The sequence below is a fragment of the Micromonospora luteifusca genome (assembly GCF_016907275.1).
In the GTDB taxonomy this organism is placed as follows: Bacteria; Actinomycetota; Actinomycetes; order Mycobacteriales; family Micromonosporaceae; genus Micromonospora; species Micromonospora luteifusca.
In genome coordinates, this window is record NZ_JAFBBP010000001.1 from 516634 (window position 1) to 535575 (window position 18942).

Below are 18942 nucleotides of genomic sequence, written 5' to 3' on the forward strand. Positions count from 1 at the left end.
CGCACAGGTCTTGGACGCCGCCGCACCGGACGGAGCGGGACGTGACGCGTAACGAGGTCCGGCTGATCCGGACCAGACTGGTGGTGCTGGCCGCCGTGCTGATCACGCTCTGGTCGTACGCGGCCTACGTGAGCAGCCAGGACGTCATCGACCTGCTGCGTGTGCGGGCCCTGGCGGACAATCTGGGCCAACCACTCGACCGCCTGGTCCTGAGCCTGCAGACCGAACGCCGGGTCACCACCGAGACGATCGCCGGGGCCGCGCCGACGGCGGTCCCGCTGGTCGGGGCACGCGAGGGCACCGACCGGGCCGCCGCCGAGGTCCGCGAGTTCAGCGAGGGCAGTGATCTTCGACTGCTCGGCGCCGGCGAGGTCCGCGACCGGGCCGTCGAACTGGTCCGACGGCTCGACAGCCTGGGCGCGATCCGCTCCCAGGTGGACGCCGGGCAGCTCGACCAGGCCGCGGCCCTCGACGGGTACGACCAGGTCATCGACATCGCCTTCCGGGTGTACGGCCCGGAGTGGGGCGCGTACGAGAGCGCGTTGGCCGCCGACACCCGCGCGGTGATCGCGCTGGCCCGCGCCCGCGAGTTGCTCGCCCGGGAGGACACCCTGGTCAGCGCGGCCCTGACCGGTGCACGGCTCGGTGTCGACGAACGGCTTCGACTGAGCGAGCTCGTCAGCAACCAGCGGTTCGCGCGCACCGAGGCGGCGGCCGGGTTGGGCGTCGACGGGCAGGACGAGCATCAGCGGATGGCGACCGGCCCCGAGTTCGCGGGCCTGCTCGCCCTGGAGGACCGGCTGCTGCGCGCGGACACCGGCAACGCCCTGGCCGGGATCACCGCCCAGGCCTGGCGCGCCGCGGCGGACGCCGCCCTCGACGCACTGCAGACACTTGTCACGACCACCGCCCGCAGCAGCGTCGAGCGGGCCACGCCGGGTGCCGCCGTGATCGTCGCGCGGACCGGCGGCGTGGTGGGGTTGGGTCTCATCGTCGTGCTCATGCTCCTGTTGAGTTGGGCGAGCACGGTCCGACGCCTGACCGACGAGCTGACCAGGCCGGACGTCAGTCCACCGCCTCCGGCTGTCCCGGCTGCCCCGGCGGCACCCGGCGGCACCTACGAGGAGCTGTTCCTGCGGCTCACCCGACGCAACCAGGTCCTGCTGCGCGACCAGCTCAGCCTGCTCGACGGGATGCAGCGCCGGGAGCGGTCCACCGAGGAGACCGGCGAGCTGTTCCAGCTCGACCACCTCAGCACCCGGATCCGGCGCAACGTGGAGAAGGTGATCGCCCTGGCCGGCGCGACGCCCGCGCGCCGCTGGCGGCGCCCGGTGCCACTGCTCGACGTCGCTCGCGGTGCGGTCGCCGAGGTACCGGACTACCACCGGGTCCTGATCGCCCCGCACTGGCCGTGGTCGATCACGGGTCCCGCCGTCACGGACCTCGTCCATCTGCTGTCCGAGCTGATCGAGAACGCCCTCGCCTTCTCGCCGACGAAGACCACCGTCCGGGTCGCTGGCGAGCACCGACCGCAGGGGTGCGCCATCGTGGTCACCGACGACGGGCCCGGCCTGGACGCGTCCGCGCTGGCCGAGGCGAACCATCTGCTCAGCAACCCGCCGGACGGCCCGCCCACCGGGCCCGCGGGTCTCTACACCGTCGCCGTGCTCGGCGAGCGATGCGGCGCCCACGTCTCGCTGCGCCCCAGCCAGCGTGGTGGAACGTCCGCGGTCGTGCTCCTCCCGGCCCGGCTGGTCACGGTGAGCGACACCGGACGTCGACCGGCCACCGCACCACCCGGCACCCCGTACCCGCCGGCCCGCGACGGCGCCGACCTGCCCGACCCGAGCGGCGACGGTGCGCTGCCCACACGGGTCCGCCAGGCCGGGCCGACCGGCCCCGAACACCGCAGGACCAGCCTCGACACGGTCGAGATACCGGTCGCGAGAACAGCGAGGAGACACCCATGACGTCCGCAGTGGTCACCAACGACAGCCTGACCGGCGCCCTGGACCGCCTGGTCGACCGAGTGCACGGCGCGGAGTTCGCCGTCGTGCTCTCCCCTGACGGGCTGGCCCTCGGCGGTTCCCGGCAGGTGGAGGCGAAGCTGGCCGAGCAGATCTCCGGAGTGGTCGCCGGCCTGATCGCGTTGGGGTTGGCCGCAACCCGGACCTGCGACGCGGGCGGTCTACGCCAGGTCGTGGTGCAGATGTCGCGAGCGTTCCTGTTCATCGCCACCATCCCGAACGGAACGATCCTCACCGTGCGGATCGCCGGTGATGACGTCGAGGTCGGCGACATGGCGTACGAGGTGGCGCTCTTCGTGGGGCAGGCCGAGCGGCACCTGCCGATCACCCTCGGACCGGCCTCCTCGGCGACGATCGGGGACACAGGTGTACACCAGCGGCACCGCTGACGAGGCGTGGTACGACGACGACGCGGGCCCGGTCGCCCGGCCGTACACGATGACCGGCGGGCGCACCGCGCCGGCCCGCGGTCAGTTCGACCTGATCTCACTGGTCGTCGCCCGACGGGCGGTCACGCCGCCCACACCGCTCTTCCCCGAACAGGCACGGATCGTCGAGCTGTGTCACCATCCAGTGTCGGTGGCCGAAGTCGGCGCCGAACTGGACCTTCCACTGGGGACTGTCCGGGTGCTGCTCGGCGACCTGCTCACGGCCGGGTTGATCGAGACGCACGACCCGCCGATGCTGTCGGAGCTGCCGACCGAGGACCTGCTCGAAGCGATACTCGTGGGGCTTCGCACCCTGTGACAGGGCAGGTGCCAACCGCGATTCGAACGGATCGTCGGCGGGCATCCTGCGACGAACTGAAGGAGAGACAGGCAGTGCCGGCAACACCACCCCAGCCACGCCGTACCGTGGCGATCATCGTGCTGGACCGGATCGTGGCCCTGGTCACGGCCGCACGGCGGGTGCTCACCGGTCGGGACGACTTTTCGCGGGCCGCCTGGGTGGCCATGATCGCGGCGGTCGGGGTGCTGATCGTGACAGCCACCTCGATCATCGGGGTGCTGCGTACGCCGGAGGAGCTGACCCCGGTGGCTCTCGACCCGCCACCGTCCGTCGAGCAGGTGGGCACACCGCCGCCCGGCACTTCCCGGCCTCAGGCGCGACCGGCAGTCACCAGCCCGGCGCTGTCCGCTCCCCCGCCAGCTGCCTCGGCCACCGCGGTCCCACCGACCGCCGGTGCGTCGACTCGACCCACTCCGACCGGTTCGACGGCTCCACCCGCGTCGGCGCCCCTGAACGCCGAGTTCACCATCTCGGACAAGGCCCTGCTCAGTTACGGTGCGGCCGTGACGATCAGCAATCCCGGGCCGGGTTCGGTGCCGCAGTGGACGCTGGCCGTCACCCTGCCCCGGGAGTCTCTGCGGATCAGCGCGGTCGAGGGCGCCCGGGCCAGCCGTGACGGTGCCGTGTGGACGTTCGTGCCGGACGGAACCGCCGGCCAGGTGCCGGGCAGCGCTTCGGTCCGGGTGACGTTCCGGGTCAACGGTTCGCCCGCTGGTGCCGCCCCCGAGTCGTGCACCATCGACGGCGCCGCCTGCACCGGTCTGTCGAACTGACCGGGCTGGGCCGACCCCGGACCGATCGGGTGCGGTACACCGAGCGTTCCGGCGGCGGCCACGCTTGATTGATCATCAGTTCGGGTGCGCTTCGTACCGTTCCGGCCATGACTGTCCCACTCGCATCATCGTCGCTCGACCGCGCCGGGTCGAGGCTCGGCACCCTGCGTACCCGGGCCTCCGCCACCGTCGCGGCCCTCGCCGTCACGGCGGCTGCCGTCGCGGTGACCGTCGCGACCTCGTCACCCGCCACCGCCGAGCCGGGCAGCGTCGTCGTCTCGGAGAACTTCTCGACCGGGTCGCTGCCCGCCGGTTGGAACGCGGTGGACGGCACCTGGAAGGTCGAGAACGGCCGGCTGTACGGCACGTCGACCAGCTCCAGCGAGAACAACAAGATCACTTTCGGGCGGCACCTCAACGACTTCCGCCTTGAGGCGACGATGCGCTTCGAGTCGGTGTCGGCCGCCACGCGCTGGGCATCGCTCGGCGTCGACGTGCCCGCCGACGGCGCCACCCCGTGGTGGATCGCCACCATGCGTAGCGGCACCACCGCCGCCAACGGCCTGGAGTTCGCCCAGCGGACCACGGCCAACGCCTGGGTCGTGACGAACACCGCCTCGGCTCCGTACGCCGCCGGCACCGGTCGGGACGTCCGCGTCGCCGTCGAGGTGCACGGAAACCAGGCCCGCTGGATCTTCGACGGGCGGGAGGCGATGCGGACGAACAGCCTCCAGCGCTCTGCCAACGGCATCCAGGGGCTCTTCGTCAACGGCGCCACCGTGTCGTACGACGACGTCATTGTCACCGAGCTGGCGCCGAACGGCTACATCCGCCCCGAGGGCAGCCCGTTCACGGTGATCGCCCACCGGGGCGCGTCCGCCGCCGCACCGGAGAACACCCTCGTGGCGCAGGAGATCGCGCGTAAGGGCGGTGCCGACTGGATCGAGAACGACGTCCAGCCGAGCAAGGACGGCATCCCGTTCATCCTGCACGACGACACCGTCGACCGGACCACCGACGGCACCGGCGCCATCCGGGACCTGACCGCCGCGCAGATCAAGGCGCTCGACGCCGGCTCCTGGTTCGGCCCGCAGTACGTCGGCGAGCGGGTGCCCACCCTCGCCGAGCAGCTCGCCGACCTGCGGACCCGGGGCGGCAACCTCCTCGTGGAGATCAAGGGCAAGCACACCCGGGACGAGGTCGCCACGATCATCCAGGTGATCCGGGACGAGCAGATGATGGGCCGGGTCTTCATCCAGAGCTTCGAGGTCGACGCCCTGAAGTACACCTACGCGATCGCCCCCGAGCTGCCGCTCGGCCTGCTCCGCAGCAGCCTCGACGCCGACCCGGTGGCGATCGCGAAGGAGCTGCACCTGACCGCGTACAACCCGGACGGCAACGCACTGCTGGCCAAGCCGGAGGTCGTCGCCCCGCTGCACGCCGCCGGGGTCGCCGTGATGGCCTGGACGATGGACTCCGCCGGTCTCTGGCAGCGATTGGAGCGGATCGGCACCGACGCGATCATCACCAACCGCGCGTCCGAGCTGGTCGGCTGGAACTCGGCATTCCTTCAGCGGGCCTCCGCCGACCCGACCGTGGCCATCACCTCGCCCGCCAACGGCGCTCGGCTCGACCGGGCGCAGTCCCCGGTGATCGCGGTTGCCGCGACCAACGCGGACACCGTCACCGTCACGCTCGACGGCAAGAAGTCGGCCGCCGGAAGCAAGCTCGACCTGGCCAAGCTGACCGCCGGCCGGCACACCATCTCCACCGAGGCGACCGGGCCGGAGGGCACCGCCACCGCGACCAGCACCTTTACCGTGACGGTGAGCCAGGCCGGCCTCGGCTACCTGATCCTCACTTCGGGCGCCGATCCGGCCGCCGTCACCGCGATGACCACCAAGCTGGCCCACGCCCAGTACGCCCAGCTGGCCACGTACGCCGACCGACAGGCCGGCGAACTGGTGCCGGCCGCGGTCGCCAGCGTCATCGCCGCCGACGCCCGCACCCTCGCGCTGAAGTAGCGGTCCGGCATCGCACGCTGGCCCCCGCCGTCGAGTCCGACGGTGGGGGCCAGCGCATCGAGTGGCGTCCTCAGTGGATCGCGACGGGCGATGTGGTCCGTTCATCCTGCCGCGCCACCGTCGGCAGTGCCGGCGCCAAGGCAACCAGCATGCACAGGCCGCCGATGGGGAGCAGGTCGAGGGTGACCACCGGCATGACGATGCCGGCGAGCAGCAGCGGCACGCTCCACCACGGCAGCCGCCGCTTGGCGGCGAGCAGGCCCGCGAGGACGACCAGGCCGAGGAAGAACATCTGGGGTACGACGTCGTAGAAGGCCACCTCGACCCCGGGGATGTCCTTGAAGTCCGCGGCGAGCGCCGACATCTCCGCCCGGTCCGCGGCCAGGAGCCCCTCCACGATGTCGGCGCCGAACTGCACCATCGTCGCGGCGAGCCCGATCAACGTGAGGGTCACCACCCCGGTACGCCACGGGCTGCGGGGCAGCAGGCGGGCCAGCGTGAGGACCCCCGGGACGAAGAACACCATGCCGGCCAGGCCGATCAGGTGCGCGGCCTGCCAGTCGAACCCCGGGCCGTACACCCCGTCGGACTTTCCCCACAGACGCACGAGGCCGTAGGCCGCGATGCCGATGGGACCGGCGATCACATAGAGCGCAGCGCGTTTCATGCCAGCCATCATCTGGCCGGCCCCGCTCGTCCGACCTCCGGGAACACCCCTCGGGTGGCCCTGGGATTCGCATCAGGTCTTCCACCGAGCAAACCCTTGGTTTCGCACACCGCCCCGCCAGCAGAGCGGTCAGGGCTGGAACGGCCGGCGAGCCAGCGTGGTTTCGTCCGGAAAGGCCAACGAACTGAAGAACTTCTCCGTTTCGGCGCTTCGGATAGCTTCGATCTTTGCGAGCAACGCTTCAGTTGCCTCAAAGGCGAGCTGCTCGCGCTGCGCCGGATCAGCCGTGGTCTCGGCACGGCCGAATGCGAGTTTCCACTGGTTGTTCGCCTCGATGAGCCCAAAGTGGGTGCGCCGCAACAGGGCCCACATCTGATCCCACTGATAGAAGGTCCGCAGCGCCGTGGCCGTCGCGATGATCACGCCGGAGGCCGCGATTATGAGGTTCTTCCCCGGGTAGCTGAAGCCCGCGAGCAGCGGGAGAGACGCGCTGATGACGATGACCAGGATGCCGCTGAATCGGAACAGCCGGCGGTGCCATTTCGCCCGCCAATCGTACTGATCCCGGAGCTTGTTGACACTCGCCTCGGCCAGCGTCCGGTAACCCTGTAACGGATCTTCAAAAGCCGCCTTCTGCGATCCGGCCAACACCCCACTGCGCCTTCTGTAAATAGACACCTCACGATGCTAGATCCTTGCCGCGAGACGGTCTATAGCCCGAGAATACGATGTTGTCGGCGAATTGACGGGCGAACAACTCCTGCTCGGGGGAAACGACCGGCCAGGCAATCACCGGAACACCGCGTCGGCGCCACCACGCTGTCAGGCCGGAAGGAAATCCGCCGACCTCGTAGGCCAGGAAATCCGGGCGGGTGACCAGGTTGCTGGCCATGCTGCGGCCGACCATTCGCGTCACCGGCCCGGCCGAGCGGAGCAGTCCGCAGATTCGCCCCACCGGCACCCGCCGGTGGGGCGGCATCCGCAGCACCGCGACCCGCAGTGCCGCCACCAGCAACGGGTCGAAGGATTCGACCGCGTAGCGCCCCGGGTAGCCTGCCGTCTGCCGAAAAACCTCGTCCACAAGATCAAAGTTGAGTGACAGGCTCGGCCGTTTGAGCTCGATCAGGAGTGGCACCCGCCCAGCAACCCGCTCCAACACCTCGACAAGGGTGGGAATGCGCTGGTCGGTGCCGTTCAACCGGAGTCGCTGCCGGTCGGCTGGGGTGAGCTCCGCGGTGGAGGTCGACTGACCAGTGAGCTCGGTCAAATCATGGTCGTGCACCACGACGAGCTCGCCGGCTCTGGTGAGCTGCACGTCCAACTCGCAGGCATAGCCTTCACCGGCCGCCGCCTCGAAGGCAGCAAGCGAGTTGGCAGGTCGGCCGTCGCCGGTCAGGCCTCGGTGTGCGACCGGGGTTTCCCGCAGCCAGCGGTCGTCGGACGCCACACGTTCCTCCTGAGCCTCCGAGCCCACACCGTCGTGTTCCGGAAGCTCCTCGGTACGGCTCGCGCGATGGTTCATAGCGGCCCGTCGCACGATAAGCCTCCCTGCGAACGCCTTCGGTGGTCCATCCACGGTAGACATTGCCGGAGGTTGCCACCGTCCGTCTAGGGCGTGTCCTGCCGATCTTGTAGCGGTTGATCGTTGACGATATGCCGGTGGTACGTCGTGGTGAACTGACTGACGAGGCGTGGGTGGTGATCGCGCCGCTGCTGCCCGAGCCGGGTGGTGCGCGGGGACGGTGGCGGGATCACCGTCAGGTCATCAACGGGATCCTGTGGAAGCTGCGTACGGGTGCGCCGTGGCGTGACCTGCCGGAACGCTTCGGGCCGTGGAAAACCTGCCATGAGCGTCTGCGGCGGTGGACCGCGGATGGCACCTGGGATCGGATCCTGGCCGCGGCGCAGGTGCATGACGACGGCACACCGGTGCAGTGGACGATCAGCATCGACTCGTCGATCGTGCGGGCGCACCAGCATTCCGCTGGCGCCCGCAAAAAAGGGGCTCCCCGACAAGTCCGGCGACGCCTGGTGCGCAAGATGGCGAGGCCATCGGCCGGTCCCGAGGCGGACTGAGCACGAAGATCCACCTCGCCGTCGACGGACGCGGCCGTCCGCTGTCGATCCTGCTCACACCCGGCCAGGCCGGCGACAACTTCCAACTGTTGGCGCTGCTGGACGCGATCCGCGTCAACGAGCCTGGACCCGGACGGCCCCGCAAACGCCCCGATCTGTTGATCGCGGACAAGGGCTACGCCCATGACTCCACCCGCCGAGCCTTGCGGCAACGGGGGATCCGGCACGTCATCCCGGAGCGCTCGGACCAGGTCGCACGCCGAGCCGCCAAGGGCAGCGCAGGCGGACGACCGCCCGCTTTCGACAAGTTGGTCTACAAGAACCGCAACGTGGTGGAACGCTGCTTCAACCGGCTCAAGCAGTGGCGCGACCTGGCCACCCGCTACGCCAAACGCGCATCCCTCTATCGAGCCAGCCTCGTCCTCATCGCCGCCATCGTCTGGCTCTCATGATCACTCGGATGCGTCATCCAGGATCACAAGCTCGTTCAACCCACCGATCACCCGAACGTCGAGATCCCAACGTTCGGCGAGATCGGTGATCGTCGCGTACTCACCACCTGTCAGCCGCACCCGGTAGTCGAGGACGTTGACGCAGAGCGTGTCCAGCCCCAGCTGCTCCTCGCCCGCCATCACGTCCACCAGCGAGTCCGCGAGCCGTGTATCCAGGGGTGCACCCATCTCGGCCTCAGCCTGTGCATCAGCCCGTCCCGATAGCACCTCGACCAGATGCTGAAAGCGCCAGCGATCCTCGGTCCAGTACACGGCCGAAGCATGTCATGACCGGGACTACCAATCCATGATCGGCAGGACACGCCCTAGTCGCGCAGGGCCACGCGGCGCCTACGACCACGCAACTGCGATCGGGTGTGCCGTCGAGCGGGGGCCGCCAGGCGCGATGCGCGTGCGTGCGGTCGGCAGGAGTGCGGCCCCGGGGCGCGGCGAGAGTGGCTGGTCAGGGCACCGCAAACGGGAACACCCAACCCCTTCCACTCCTAACATATAGCGCATTGGGGGGCTTGCGGCAAGGCCCGGGTCGTGCCGCAAAATCGTCGGCCGAGCCCAGAATCTGCCGAAATGGAAGTCGTGAATTGAGTTCTTCTCCCGCCTCCGTGTTCGACCTTCCCGATCTCTCCCCCAAGGCAGACCCGACGCTGATCAGCCACGACGAGCAGCACTTCGCGGCCATGGCGGAGAGTCTCGGGCAGTTGCACGCCGAACTCACCGAGCGCCTCGACGCCGAGCGCAGGGCACCTGGCGGCAAGGGCCGGCAGGCGGTGGACCGGGACATGGAGGTCCGCCGGCTGACCGGTCGCCTGCGCGCACTGAGTCGCTACGGTCTGGACCTGTGCCTCGGCCACGTGGTCGGCGGGGACGACCCCGAACCCGTCTACGTCGGTCGGCGCGGCCTCACCGACAGCACGGGCCGACGCCTGCTGCTCGACTGGCGCTCTCCGGCGGCCGAGCCGTTCTTCGGCGCGACCCATGCCAACCCGATGGGTCTGGCGAGCCGCCGCCGGTACCGCTGGACCCGCGGCCGGATCAGCGACTACTGGGACGAGGTGTTCACCCCCGACGGATTCGTGGGGCACGCCGTCGCGCTGGACGACCAGTCCGCGTTCATCGCGAGCCTGGGCAGCGCTCGGTCGACCCGGATGCGAGACGTGCTCAGTACGATCCAGGCCGACCAGGACGCCATCATCCGCGCCGGGTCGGCCGGCACGCTCGTCGTCGACGGCGGCCCCGGCACGGGCAAGACCGTCGTCGCGTTGCACCGCACCGCCTATCTGCTCTACTCCGATCCTCGCCTCAACCAGCGCCGAGGTGGGGTGCTCTTCGTCGGGCCGCACCAGCCCTACCTGGCCTACGTCGCCGACGTCCTTCCCAGCCTCGGAGAGGAGGACGTGCAGACGTGCACCCTGCGCGACCTCGTGCCCGAGGGCGCCTCGGCAACCATCGAACCCGACCCGGACGTCGCCCGGCTGAAGGCCTCCGCGGACCTGGTCACGGCGATCGACGCGGCGGTCCGGTTCTACGAGGAACCACCGGTCAGCCCGATGACGGTCACGACCGACGTCTCCGACATCCGGCTGAGCGCCGACGACTGGGCCAACGCGTTCGAGGCGCCGGGGCCCGGCACGCCGCACAACGAGGCGCGGGACGACATCTGGGAGGAGTTGCTCACGATCCTGGTCGACAAGTCCGACGGCGACGAGCCCGACGACCTGCTCCGTAGGTCACTGCTGCGAAACAGGGAGCTGCGGACGACTTTCAACCGCGCCTGGCCGGTGCTCGACCCGGCCGATCTCGTCGGAGACCTGTGGTCGGTGCCCGCGTACCTGCGCAAGTGCGCCCCCTGGCTCAGCGCCGAGGAGGTCCGGCTGCTGCAGCGCGGCGACGCCCGGGCCTGGACCGTGTCCGACCTGCCGCTTCTGGACGCGGCCCGAAAGCGGCTCGGCGACCCGAAGGGGTCCGAACACAGCCGTCGGCGTGACCCCGCTGCCGCCGTCGAACGCGAACACATGGCCAGGGTCGTCGACGAACTGCTCGCGGCCGACGCCTACGACGATGGTGAAGGCCTGCTGACGATGTTGCGCCAGCCCGACCTGCGGGACGCCCTGATGGACGATTCGGCACTGCCCGGCACCGAAGCGGACCTGCTCGCCGGCCCGTTCGCGCACATCGTCGTCGACGAGGCCCAGGAACTGACCGACGCCCAGTGGCAGATGTTGCTGGCGCGCTGCCCGTCGCGCAGCTTCACCATCGTCGGGGACCGCGCCCAGGCCCGGCACGGGTTCACGGAGTCGTGGCAGGAACGCCTCGAGCGGGTCGGGCTCGACCGGATCACCGTGGCCTCCCTGAGCATCAACTACCGGACGCCGGAGGAGGTCATGGCGGAAGCCGAGCCGGTCATCCGGTCTGTGCTCCCGGACGCCAACGTGCCGACCTCGATCCGCAGCAACGGGCTCGCCGTCGTACACGGATCTGTTTCTGACCTCTCCTCGATCCTGCACACCTGGCTCGCCGCGCACGTCGACGGGATAGCGTGCGTCATCGGTCACCCGACGTTCCGGCCGATGTCCCGCGTCCGGTCGCTGAGCCCGGAGCAGGCCAAGGGGCTCGAATTCGACCTGGTCGTCCTCATCGACCCGGAAGCCTTCGGTGCGGGCATCGAAGGGGCGGTCGACCGCTACGTCGCGATGACCCGGGCGACCCAGCAACTCGTCATCCTGACGAGCCCCTGAGGACGGCTGGAAATCACGTTGATCCAGAGTCATCGACTCGCTACCGTCCGCACGTCCGACCACGAGTGCGGGGAGCGAGGCTGTCGTGACGGGTCCGGCCATCGACGCCGGCGAGCCCACCCTCAGCGGGCTACGTCTGTTGCGGCACAACCCGGCCTTCCGGGCGCTGTGGTCGGCCCGGGTCATCTCGTACGCGGGCGACTCACTGAGCCTGGTCGCGTTGATCTTTCACGTGGCGAACAGCACGGGACAGGCGTTCGCCATCGCGGTGCTGCTGCTCGTCGGCGACTTCGCACCGGCGCTGCTCGGCCCGCTCACCGGCGCGCTCAGCGACCGGTTCGACCTGCGCCGGGTGATGATCACCGCGGAGTTGGTCCAGGGCGCGATGGTGCTGCTGATCGCCGTACTGTTGCCGCCGTTGCCGGTGCTGCTGGCGCTGGTGGCGGTCCGGGCGATCGCCGGGCAGGTGTTCCAGCCCGCCTCCCGAGCGGCGGTGCCGGCCCTGGTCCCCGACCGGCACCTGGAGACCGCCAACTCCGCCGTCGGGTTCGGCACCAACGGCGGCGAGGCCCTCGGTCCGCTGCTCGCGGCGGCGCTGTTCCCGCTGCTGGGCGTGCGTGGGGTGCTGCTGGTCGACGCCGTGTCGTTCCTGCTCTCGGCGGCCCTGCTGGCAACGCTCCCGAGGATGCCGGCGCCCGCCGGTGGGGATGCCGCACGGGGCTCCCTGCTGCGTGACGCGCGCACGGGCCTGGGCTACCTCTGGTCGACCCCGGTGGTCCGGGTGGTCGCGTTGGGGTTCTGTGCCGTCGTGGCGTTCAACGGTGTCGACGACGTCGCGCTGGTCCTGCTGGCCACCGAGACGTTCCACGCTGGGCCCTCGGCGGTCGGGTTGCTGCTGGGCGCGGTCGGGCTCGGGCTGTTCGTCGGCTACCTGCTGCTGGGCCGGTACGGGATGCGCGCGTCCACCGCCGGGCTGCTGATCGCGGGGTTTGCCATCAGCAGTGTCGGCAACCTACTGACCGGGCTGGCCTGGGCGGTCGGGGCCGCCATCGTCATGCAGGCGGTACGCGGACTGGGGATCGCGGCCATGGACGTCGCCTCCAGCACGTTGCTGCAACGGGTCGTACCCGAGGCAATGCTCGGTCGGGTCTTCGGCAACCTGTACGGCGCGATCGGGATCGCCGCGGCGCTCTCCTACCTGGGTGGGGCCCAGTTGCTCGACGCCACCTCGGCCCCGACCACCCTGCTGGTCGCCGGCGCGGGTGGCACGCTGGCCACCGCCGTCACCGCCTGGGCACTGCGGCGCAGCTTGAACCGGATGGATCGGTCCTCCCGTCTTGCGGAGCCGGAACAGCGGACGTAGTCCGCGGAGCCGGAACAGCGGACGTAGTCCGCAGGGCCGGGTGTGCCGTGGGCTGGCTGAGGGCCGGCGGTGATCCACCGGCCCGCAGTCGCCGCGTACCCCGGGCGCCGAGCGCCACCCGCCGCGGTCAGCCGCCGAGGGTGACGTGGAGGATCTTCTCGTTGCTGTTGTTCGGGGTGCTGTCCTTGTCCCCGAGGTTGGTGGTGGTCAACCACAAGCCCCCGTCGGGAGCCGGCTCCACCGTCCGCAACCGGCCGTAGGTGCCACTGAAGTACGTCTGCACGTTCGTCAGGCTGCTGCCGCTGATCACCGCGCGATACATCCGGGCACCCCGCGTACAGGCCACGTAGAGCGCGTCCCGCACGATCGTGATCCCCGAGCAGGACCCTTCCGCGGTCGGATAGGTGCGCGCGGGCGCGATGAACCCGGCGGTGCCGCAGGTGCCGCTGGTGCCCTCGCACGCAGGCCATCCGTAGTTGCCGCCCCGGGTGATCAGATTGGTCTCGTCCATGATCGAGTTGCCGAACTCCTGCTCCCACAGTCGGCCCTGCGAGTCGAACGCCAGCCCCTGGGGGTTGCGGTGGCCGTAGCTCCACACGTAGTTGCCGAACGGGTTGTCCGAGGGGACGGTCCCATCCGGGTTGAGCCGCAGGATCTTGCCCTCAAGGCTTGCCCGGTCCTGTGCGTAGGCGCCGTTCTGCGCGTCGCCGGTGCTGGCGTACAACTTGCCGTCCGGGCCGAACCGGAGGCGACCGCCGTCGTGGTACTTGTTTCGGCGGATGCCGCTGAGCAGGACCTGCTCGCTGGCGGTGTTGAGTCGGCCGTTCTCCAACCGGATCCGGACGATCCGGTTGTCGCTCGGCGAGGTGTGCATGACGTACAGCCAGCGGTCGCTCGCGTAGCTGGGCGAGATGGCGAGCCCGAGCAGGCCGCCCTCACCTTCGGTGCTCTGGACGTTCGGCACCGTGCCCACGTTGGTCTTCGCCCCGGTGGTGGGATTGAGCTGGATGATGTCGTGCGCGTCGCGGCGGTTGTAGAGGACGTTGCCGTCCGGCAACGTCACCAGACCCCACGGGATGTCGGTGTCCGTGCTGACCTGCCGCACCCCGCACACCGGATTGCCGCAGGCCGCGCCGGTGGTCACCGTCGTGGTGCCGCTACGCGACGAGACGTTGCCCTGCGCGTCCCGGGCCACCACGTAGTACTGGTACGCGGTGTTCGCCGCCAACCCGCTGTCGGTGAAGGTGGTCGCCGGCGGCGCGCCGGTCACCGTGCCAACCTGCACGCCACCGCGGAAGATGTCGTACGCCCGGACACCAATGTTGTCGGTCGACGCGGTCCAGCGCAGTGTGACAGTGGTGCCCGACGCGGTGCCGGTGAGCTGCTGCGGCGCGGTCGGCGCCTGGGTGTCGGCCTGGCAGGGCGGCGGTGTGATCGAAACCGTGGTGCTCGCCTGGGACACGTTGCCGGCGGCGTCGCGGGCGTTGACGTACAGGCCCCAGGTCGCTCCGGCGACGACGGTGAGGCTGGTGGACAGCGTCGAGCCGCTCACCGACTTCATCAACTGACCGTCGTGGTAGACGTCGTAGAAGGCCACCGCCACGTTGTCCGTCGAGGCGTTCCACGCGAAGGTCACGGAGTTGCACGTCAGGCCACTCACCCGCGGGCTGCCCGGCGCCGTGGGTGACTGAGTGTCGGTGCTGCCCAGGGCCGTCGTCCACCGCTGGTTGCCCTGCCCGTTGCAGGTCCAGAGACCGACGGTGGTGCTGTTGGCGGTGCCGGCGCCGGTCACGTCCAGGCACAGGCCGGACTGGACGCCGACGATGGTCCCGTTGCTGTTGATCCGCCAGCGCTGGTTGGCACCGCCGGTGCAGCTGTTGATCTGCAGTGCGGCCGGCGCGGTGGTGTCCTGGCCGACCACATCGAGACACATCGTCTCGTCGTACACCCGCAACTCGCCGGTCGAGGTGAGGCTCCACGCCTGGTTGGCCTGGCCGTTGCAGTCGTAGATGTTGAGGCCGGCGCCGGCTGTCCTGGAGTTGCCGACCACGTCCAGGCAGCGACCCGACGCCACGCCGACCACGGTCGAGGGGGCCGCGGCCGATGCCGGGACGCCGACCGCCACGGTCAGCAGCGTCACCGCTGCCATCGCCGCCGGCAGCAGCCGCCATCGTGGGTGACGGGGGGTGGTCCGCGCGAAGACTGACATCGGTCCTCCAGGGTCGGGGTGTTGACCGGCCCGACCCGGCCGACGACCCCATCAAGCCAAACAAGAGACATCGATAATCAAAGATGGGCTGCCGGCACATGTCAAACGATGTCGCTTGATCGGGGACAAACCCGGAGATCGAAGCGATGTCCGGAAGAGCGCATCAACAGGCACCTCGGCGTCGAGCGGGGTGCGGGGCAATCCGGCGCAACCCATAGTCGAGAGTGGACATCGTCGGAGTACGATCTCGGGCGTACCGCTGTGGTGACCTCCAGCCCACGACCCCCGACAGGAGCCTGGCATGGCCAGCCCGGACCCCGAACTCGCCGCGAAGCTTCAGCCCGACGTGCCGCACGCGGCCCGGATCTGGAACTACTGGATGGGCGGCAAGGACAACTTCCAGTCCGACCGGGCGGCCGGCGACGCCGTCGCCGAGGTCTACCCGGAGATCGTCCTCATGGCCCAGCAGTCACGCCTGTTCCTGGTGCGGGCCGTGCGTTACCTCGCCGCCGAGGCGGGCATCCGGCAATTCCTGGACATCGGCACCGGCCTGCCCACCATGCAGAACACGCACGCGGTCGCCCAGGGAATCGCGCCCGACTCACGGGTCGTCTACGTGGACAACGACCCGATGGTGCTGGTGCACGCCCGGGCGCTGCTGTCCAGCACGACGTCGGAGGGTGTCACCACCTACGTACCCGCCGACTACCACGACCCGGAGAAGATTCTCGCCGAGGCGGCACAGACGCTCGACTTCGACCAACCCGTCGCTGTGATGTTCATGGGCGTCATGGGCTACGAACCCGACCTGGCCGTGGTGCGCTCGATTGTCGGGCAGACGATGGACGCGATGCCGTCCGGCTCTCACCTGGTGTTCTGGGACGGCACCAACACCAGCCCGTCGGTGGTTTCCGGCGCGGAGCGGCTGGCGCAGAGCGGCGGAGTTCCGTACATTCTGCGCAGCCCGGAGGAGTTGGACAGTTGCTTCGCGGGGCTGACGATGGTGCAGCCGGGCCTCGTGCCGATCCCCCTCTGGCGACCGGACGATGTCGAGGCCACGGGGATCGACGCGTACGGTGCGGTGGCCCGCAAGCCCTGACCGACATGACACCGCCCCGCTCCCGCCACGACGGCGAGAGCGGGGCGGCTGCCGTTCACGAATCGCACGCCATCGTCAACCCGTCGGGCACCGCGCTGCTCGCCACGAGCATCCCGAACGTCGTCGCCGCACCGGGCGCCAACGTCCCGTTGTACGAGGCGTTGCGGACCGTGACGTCGGCACCGGCCGTCTCGACCACCCCGCCCCAGACCGTCTGGACGCGCTCGTCGCCGGACCACCGCCACGAGGCATGCCACCGGTCCAGCGGCTCGGTCCCGGCGTTGCGGACCGTCACCGTGGCGACGAAGCCGTTACCCCAGCGGGCGTCGATCGTGGCGGTCGCACGACACGCCGTCAGCGACAAGGTCCGAGCCGACGAGATCGCGTACGGATCCCGCCGGCCACCGGCGTCGCTGAACCGGTACCAGTACTCCGTGTCGGGCGTCAACCGACCGATGGTCACCGCGCCGCTGCGCTCCGGGCCGGAGACGGCCTCGGCCAGCGGAGCCTCCCACAGTTGGGCGTCCTCGCGGCTGGCGAACAACCTGATCGTCATGGGCGGGTCGTAACCACAGGGTGGCCGGAAGAATATCGAGTACGAGATGGTCAGGCTCGTGGTGGTGGCCCCGGTGACGCTGGCGGTGATCGGCAACGCCGGCGGGCACACCATCGTGGGCGACGGCGTTGGTGTGAGCGACGGTGTTGGCGTTGGTGTCGCCTCGGCCGCGCTGGTGGTGCCGGCCCAGACGCCCAGCGCGATGGTCGTGACAGCGAGGAACATGCGAATCATCGGTGCCTCCGTGGTTACCGGGCACCGATGACCAGGGTGGTTGCCGGTGCCGCACTCGGGTTTCCGGCCGCCGACGAGGACTGCCCGACACGGATGGCATCGCCACCTCGTGCGCCTCGTGGACCGGAGAAGATGTGGTGCGCGCTGGCTCCCGAGCACGACCGAACCACAGCATGGCAGTCGACGAACATCGATACAAGGCGGTGGCGATCGCAGACCGAGCGGTTGCCTCCCATAGGACCGAGATACGGAAGCGCCCCGTCCGATGACACTTCGGGCGGGGCGCTTCCGTGCTGATGGACCGATCAGTGGCGGCCCACGAAGATGCCGATACCGTTGGCGACCAGACGCTCCCCGCCGTCGGACGGGCTGTTGCGGGCGGTGGCCGCTGCCTGGCCCGGCTCCCGTACGGCGACCGTGCTCGAGCCGCCGCCGTCCAGGTTCACCGCGGCGTCCGCACCGAGCGAGCGCATCAGGTCGGCCAGCTCGGCGATCGTGAAGCCGGCGCTGGCCGGAGCGCGGCCGGCCAGGGCGACGAGGTACACGATCCTGCCGTCCGGGCTGACGCCGGCCGAGCTGCGTACCGCCGAGGTCTTGGTGTCCAGGCCGGCCAGCGGCTCACCGTCACGCAGGATCGGCGCGCCACCGACCGCGAACGTCAGCTTCGGCTTGCCTGCGGAGGCCAGCTTCTCCTGCACCCGCACCTGGTCACCGACGGCGAGGTCGTCGAGCGCGTCCGCGCCGCGATCCCGGCCGACCAGCACCTGGGTGTCGGCCGGAATCACGCCCGAGCCGGGCGCCTGGCCCACCGCGGTCACCACGCCGTCGCGGACGGTCACCTCGTAGGTGTGGGTGCTGCACGGGTCGCTACGGCTCGTGTCGGTGCCGCAGGTCGACCGGACCCGGGAGGCGGCACCCCACTCGGAGGTGAACAGGCCGACGCCGTCGACCGGGAGCGCGTACTGGTTGAGGCCGTTGAGGGCGATGGTGCCCTTCTTGCTGCGCACCTCACCGTCAAGGCTCAGGGTGTCGACGCGCGCCTTGCCGTTCACGCCGACGCCGAACACGTCCCGGGTCGAGGTGCCGGGGGCGAGGCCGGGGCCGAAGCGCTGTGCGTTCGGCACCGCGAACTTCAGCTCCTCGCCGTCGGCGATCTCCGGACCGGACGACGAGTAGGTCGGAGTGACGCCGGCGTGGGTCTCACTGTTGTTGAAGAAGTCTCCGTTCACGCCGGCGATGGCGCCCTGGTCGTTCGCCATGGAGGAGATGACCTGGCGTTGCCCGACCGCGTCGGGGTGCAGCAGGTCCAGGGAGACCTTGTTCTTGCTCAGGTCGGCCGTGAGCAGGTAGCCGACGGTGACGCCGCGGGGGGTGCTCACCTCGAATGAGCCGTACGTCACGCCCGGCGCGAGTTGCTCACTGGCGGTGAAGGTGACCGGCGAGTCCGAGGCGGATACCGTGGTGGCTGCGGCGTGGGCCGTGCCGGCCGGCGTCACGAGCGTGCTCAGCCCTGCGGCGAGCAGCAGCGCCAGACTCGGGCGCACGAGGTTGAAGGGCCTCATTGCGCTCCTTTCTTGGTGCGATTCCTGGCCTGCGCCGGGATGTTCGAGCCGGGCCGGCGGTTGACCGGGCCGGCGATGATTTCCCGACCAGCCGATCACTCGGTGGTGAACACGAGAGGCGGCCGACGTGAACCACCCGCACCGCCTTGATCAACTGCGGGCGCGGGTCCGGGTGGCCGCCAAAAACTTTTGTGCACTTCCTACAACTGAGGGACGGTTGGTTCGGTGGTTGCGCCATAGCGCTGGCCGCCGCCACGCGGAAAGGTGATCACTGCTGGGAGCCGTCGTCTCGCGGCACGCAGTTCGAGGTCTAGCTAAG

At 70.0% G+C, this 18942-nt stretch carries 16 protein-coding genes; 9 read left to right on the forward strand and 7 right to left on the reverse strand.

What is annotated here, in order from left to right; all coding sequences use genetic code 11:
- Positions 1 to 41 precede the first annotated feature (41 nt).
- The 5 genes from JOD64_RS02250 to JOD64_RS02270 all read left to right on the forward strand — a co-directional run bounded on the left by JOD64_RS02250 (position 42) and on the right by JOD64_RS02270 (position 5613).
- On the forward strand, positions 42 to 1970 hold the full coding sequence (locus JOD64_RS02250; RefSeq protein WP_204940653.1) for a sensor histidine kinase: 1929 nt from the start codon (positions 42 to 44) through the stop codon (positions 1968 to 1970).
- On the forward strand, positions 1967 to 2416 hold the full coding sequence (locus JOD64_RS02255; protein ID WP_204940654.1) for a roadblock/LC7 domain-containing protein: 450 nt from the start codon (positions 1967 to 1969) through the stop codon (positions 2414 to 2416). The genes JOD64_RS02250 and JOD64_RS02255 overlap by 4 nt, the downstream gene beginning before the upstream one ends.
- Complete coding sequence (locus JOD64_RS02260; protein ID WP_204946369.1) at positions 2394 to 2774, forward strand: DUF742 domain-containing protein; 381 nt, start codon at positions 2394 to 2396, stop codon at positions 2772 to 2774. The genes JOD64_RS02255 and JOD64_RS02260 overlap by 23 nt, the downstream gene beginning before the upstream one ends.
- A gap of 74 nt (positions 2775 to 2848) precedes the next feature.
- A complete protein-coding gene (locus JOD64_RS02265; RefSeq protein WP_204940655.1) occupies positions 2849 to 3589 on the forward strand; it encodes a cellulose binding domain-containing protein in 741 nt (246 codons plus the stop codon).
- A 107-nt stretch (positions 3590 to 3696) separates the two neighbouring features.
- Complete coding sequence (locus tag JOD64_RS02270; protein WP_204940656.1) at positions 3697 to 5613, forward strand: glycerophosphodiester phosphodiesterase; 1917 nt, start codon at positions 3697 to 3699, stop codon at positions 5611 to 5613.
- Between the two features lie 70 nt (positions 5614 to 5683).
- Here JOD64_RS02270 and JOD64_RS02275 read toward each other — a convergent pair whose 3' ends face one another.
- The 3 genes from JOD64_RS02275 to JOD64_RS02285 form a co-directional block, all read right to left on the reverse strand.
- Positions 5684 to 6280, reverse strand: a complete 597-nt coding sequence (locus JOD64_RS02275; protein ID WP_204940657.1) for a hypothetical protein — start codon at positions 6278 to 6280, stop codon at positions 5684 to 5686.
- A 129-nt stretch (positions 6281 to 6409) separates the two neighbouring features.
- Entirely contained in the window at positions 6410 to 6958 is a 549-nt protein-coding gene (locus JOD64_RS02280) for an SLATT domain-containing protein (protein ID WP_204940658.1), read from the reverse strand.
- Between the two features lies 1 nt (position 6959).
- On the reverse strand, positions 6960 to 7856 hold the full coding sequence (locus tag JOD64_RS02285; RefSeq protein ID WP_204940659.1) for a glycerophosphodiester phosphodiesterase family protein: 897 nt from the start codon (positions 7854 to 7856) through the stop codon (positions 6960 to 6962).
- A gap of 77 nt (positions 7857 to 7933) precedes the next feature.
- Here JOD64_RS02285 and JOD64_RS02290 point away from each other — a divergent pair.
- Positions 7934 to 8808, forward strand: a protein-coding gene (locus JOD64_RS02290) for an IS5 family transposase (RefSeq protein WP_239559348.1) whose coding sequence is annotated in 2 segments (ribosomal slippage) — positions 7934 to 8282 and positions 8282 to 8808 — 876 coding nt in all. Because the reading frame shifts where the segments join, the coding sequence is not laid out codon by codon here.
- Here the strand turns inward: JOD64_RS02290 and JOD64_RS02295 are convergent.
- Positions 8809 to 9120, reverse strand: a complete 312-nt coding sequence (locus tag JOD64_RS02295) for a hypothetical protein (protein ID WP_204940660.1) — start codon at positions 9118 to 9120, stop codon at positions 8809 to 8811.
- A gap of 326 nt (positions 9121 to 9446) precedes the next feature.
- On the opposite strand from JOD64_RS02295, the gene helR reads away from it, so the two are divergent.
- Complete coding sequence (gene helR, locus JOD64_RS02300; protein ID WP_239559350.1) at positions 9447 to 11600, forward strand: RNA polymerase recycling motor ATPase HelR; 2154 nt, start codon at positions 9447 to 9449, stop codon at positions 11598 to 11600.
- An 85-nt stretch (positions 11601 to 11685) separates the two neighbouring features.
- On the forward strand, positions 11686 to 12963 hold the full coding sequence (locus tag JOD64_RS02305) for an MFS transporter (protein ID WP_204940661.1): 1278 nt from the start codon (positions 11686 to 11688) through the stop codon (positions 12961 to 12963).
- A 127-nt stretch (positions 12964 to 13090) separates the two neighbouring features.
- On the opposite strand, the gene JOD64_RS02310 is transcribed toward JOD64_RS02305, so the two are convergent.
- Entirely contained in the window at positions 13091 to 15172 is a 2082-nt protein-coding gene (locus tag JOD64_RS02310) for a PQQ-dependent sugar dehydrogenase (protein WP_204940662.1), read from the reverse strand.
- A gap of 301 nt (positions 15173 to 15473) precedes the next feature.
- On the opposite strand from JOD64_RS02310, the gene JOD64_RS02315 reads away from it, so the two are divergent.
- Positions 15474 to 16271, forward strand: a complete 798-nt coding sequence (locus tag JOD64_RS02315; RefSeq protein ID WP_204940663.1) for an SAM-dependent methyltransferase — start codon at positions 15474 to 15476, stop codon at positions 16269 to 16271.
- Between the two features lie 55 nt (positions 16272 to 16326).
- Here the strand turns inward: JOD64_RS02315 and JOD64_RS02320 are convergent, their stop codons facing one another.
- The gene (locus JOD64_RS02320) at positions 16327 to 17061 is read right to left on the reverse strand and encodes a cellulose binding domain-containing protein (RefSeq protein ID WP_204940664.1); all 735 of its coding nucleotides are present in this window, start codon (positions 17059 to 17061) and stop codon (positions 16327 to 16329) included.
- 305 nt (positions 17062 to 17366) lie between these two features.
- Positions 17367 to 18623, reverse strand: coding sequence for a phosphodiester glycosidase family protein (locus JOD64_RS02325; RefSeq protein ID WP_204940665.1), 1257 nt, complete (start codon positions 18621 to 18623; stop codon positions 17367 to 17369).
- Positions 18624 to 18942: the final 319 nt, after the last annotated feature.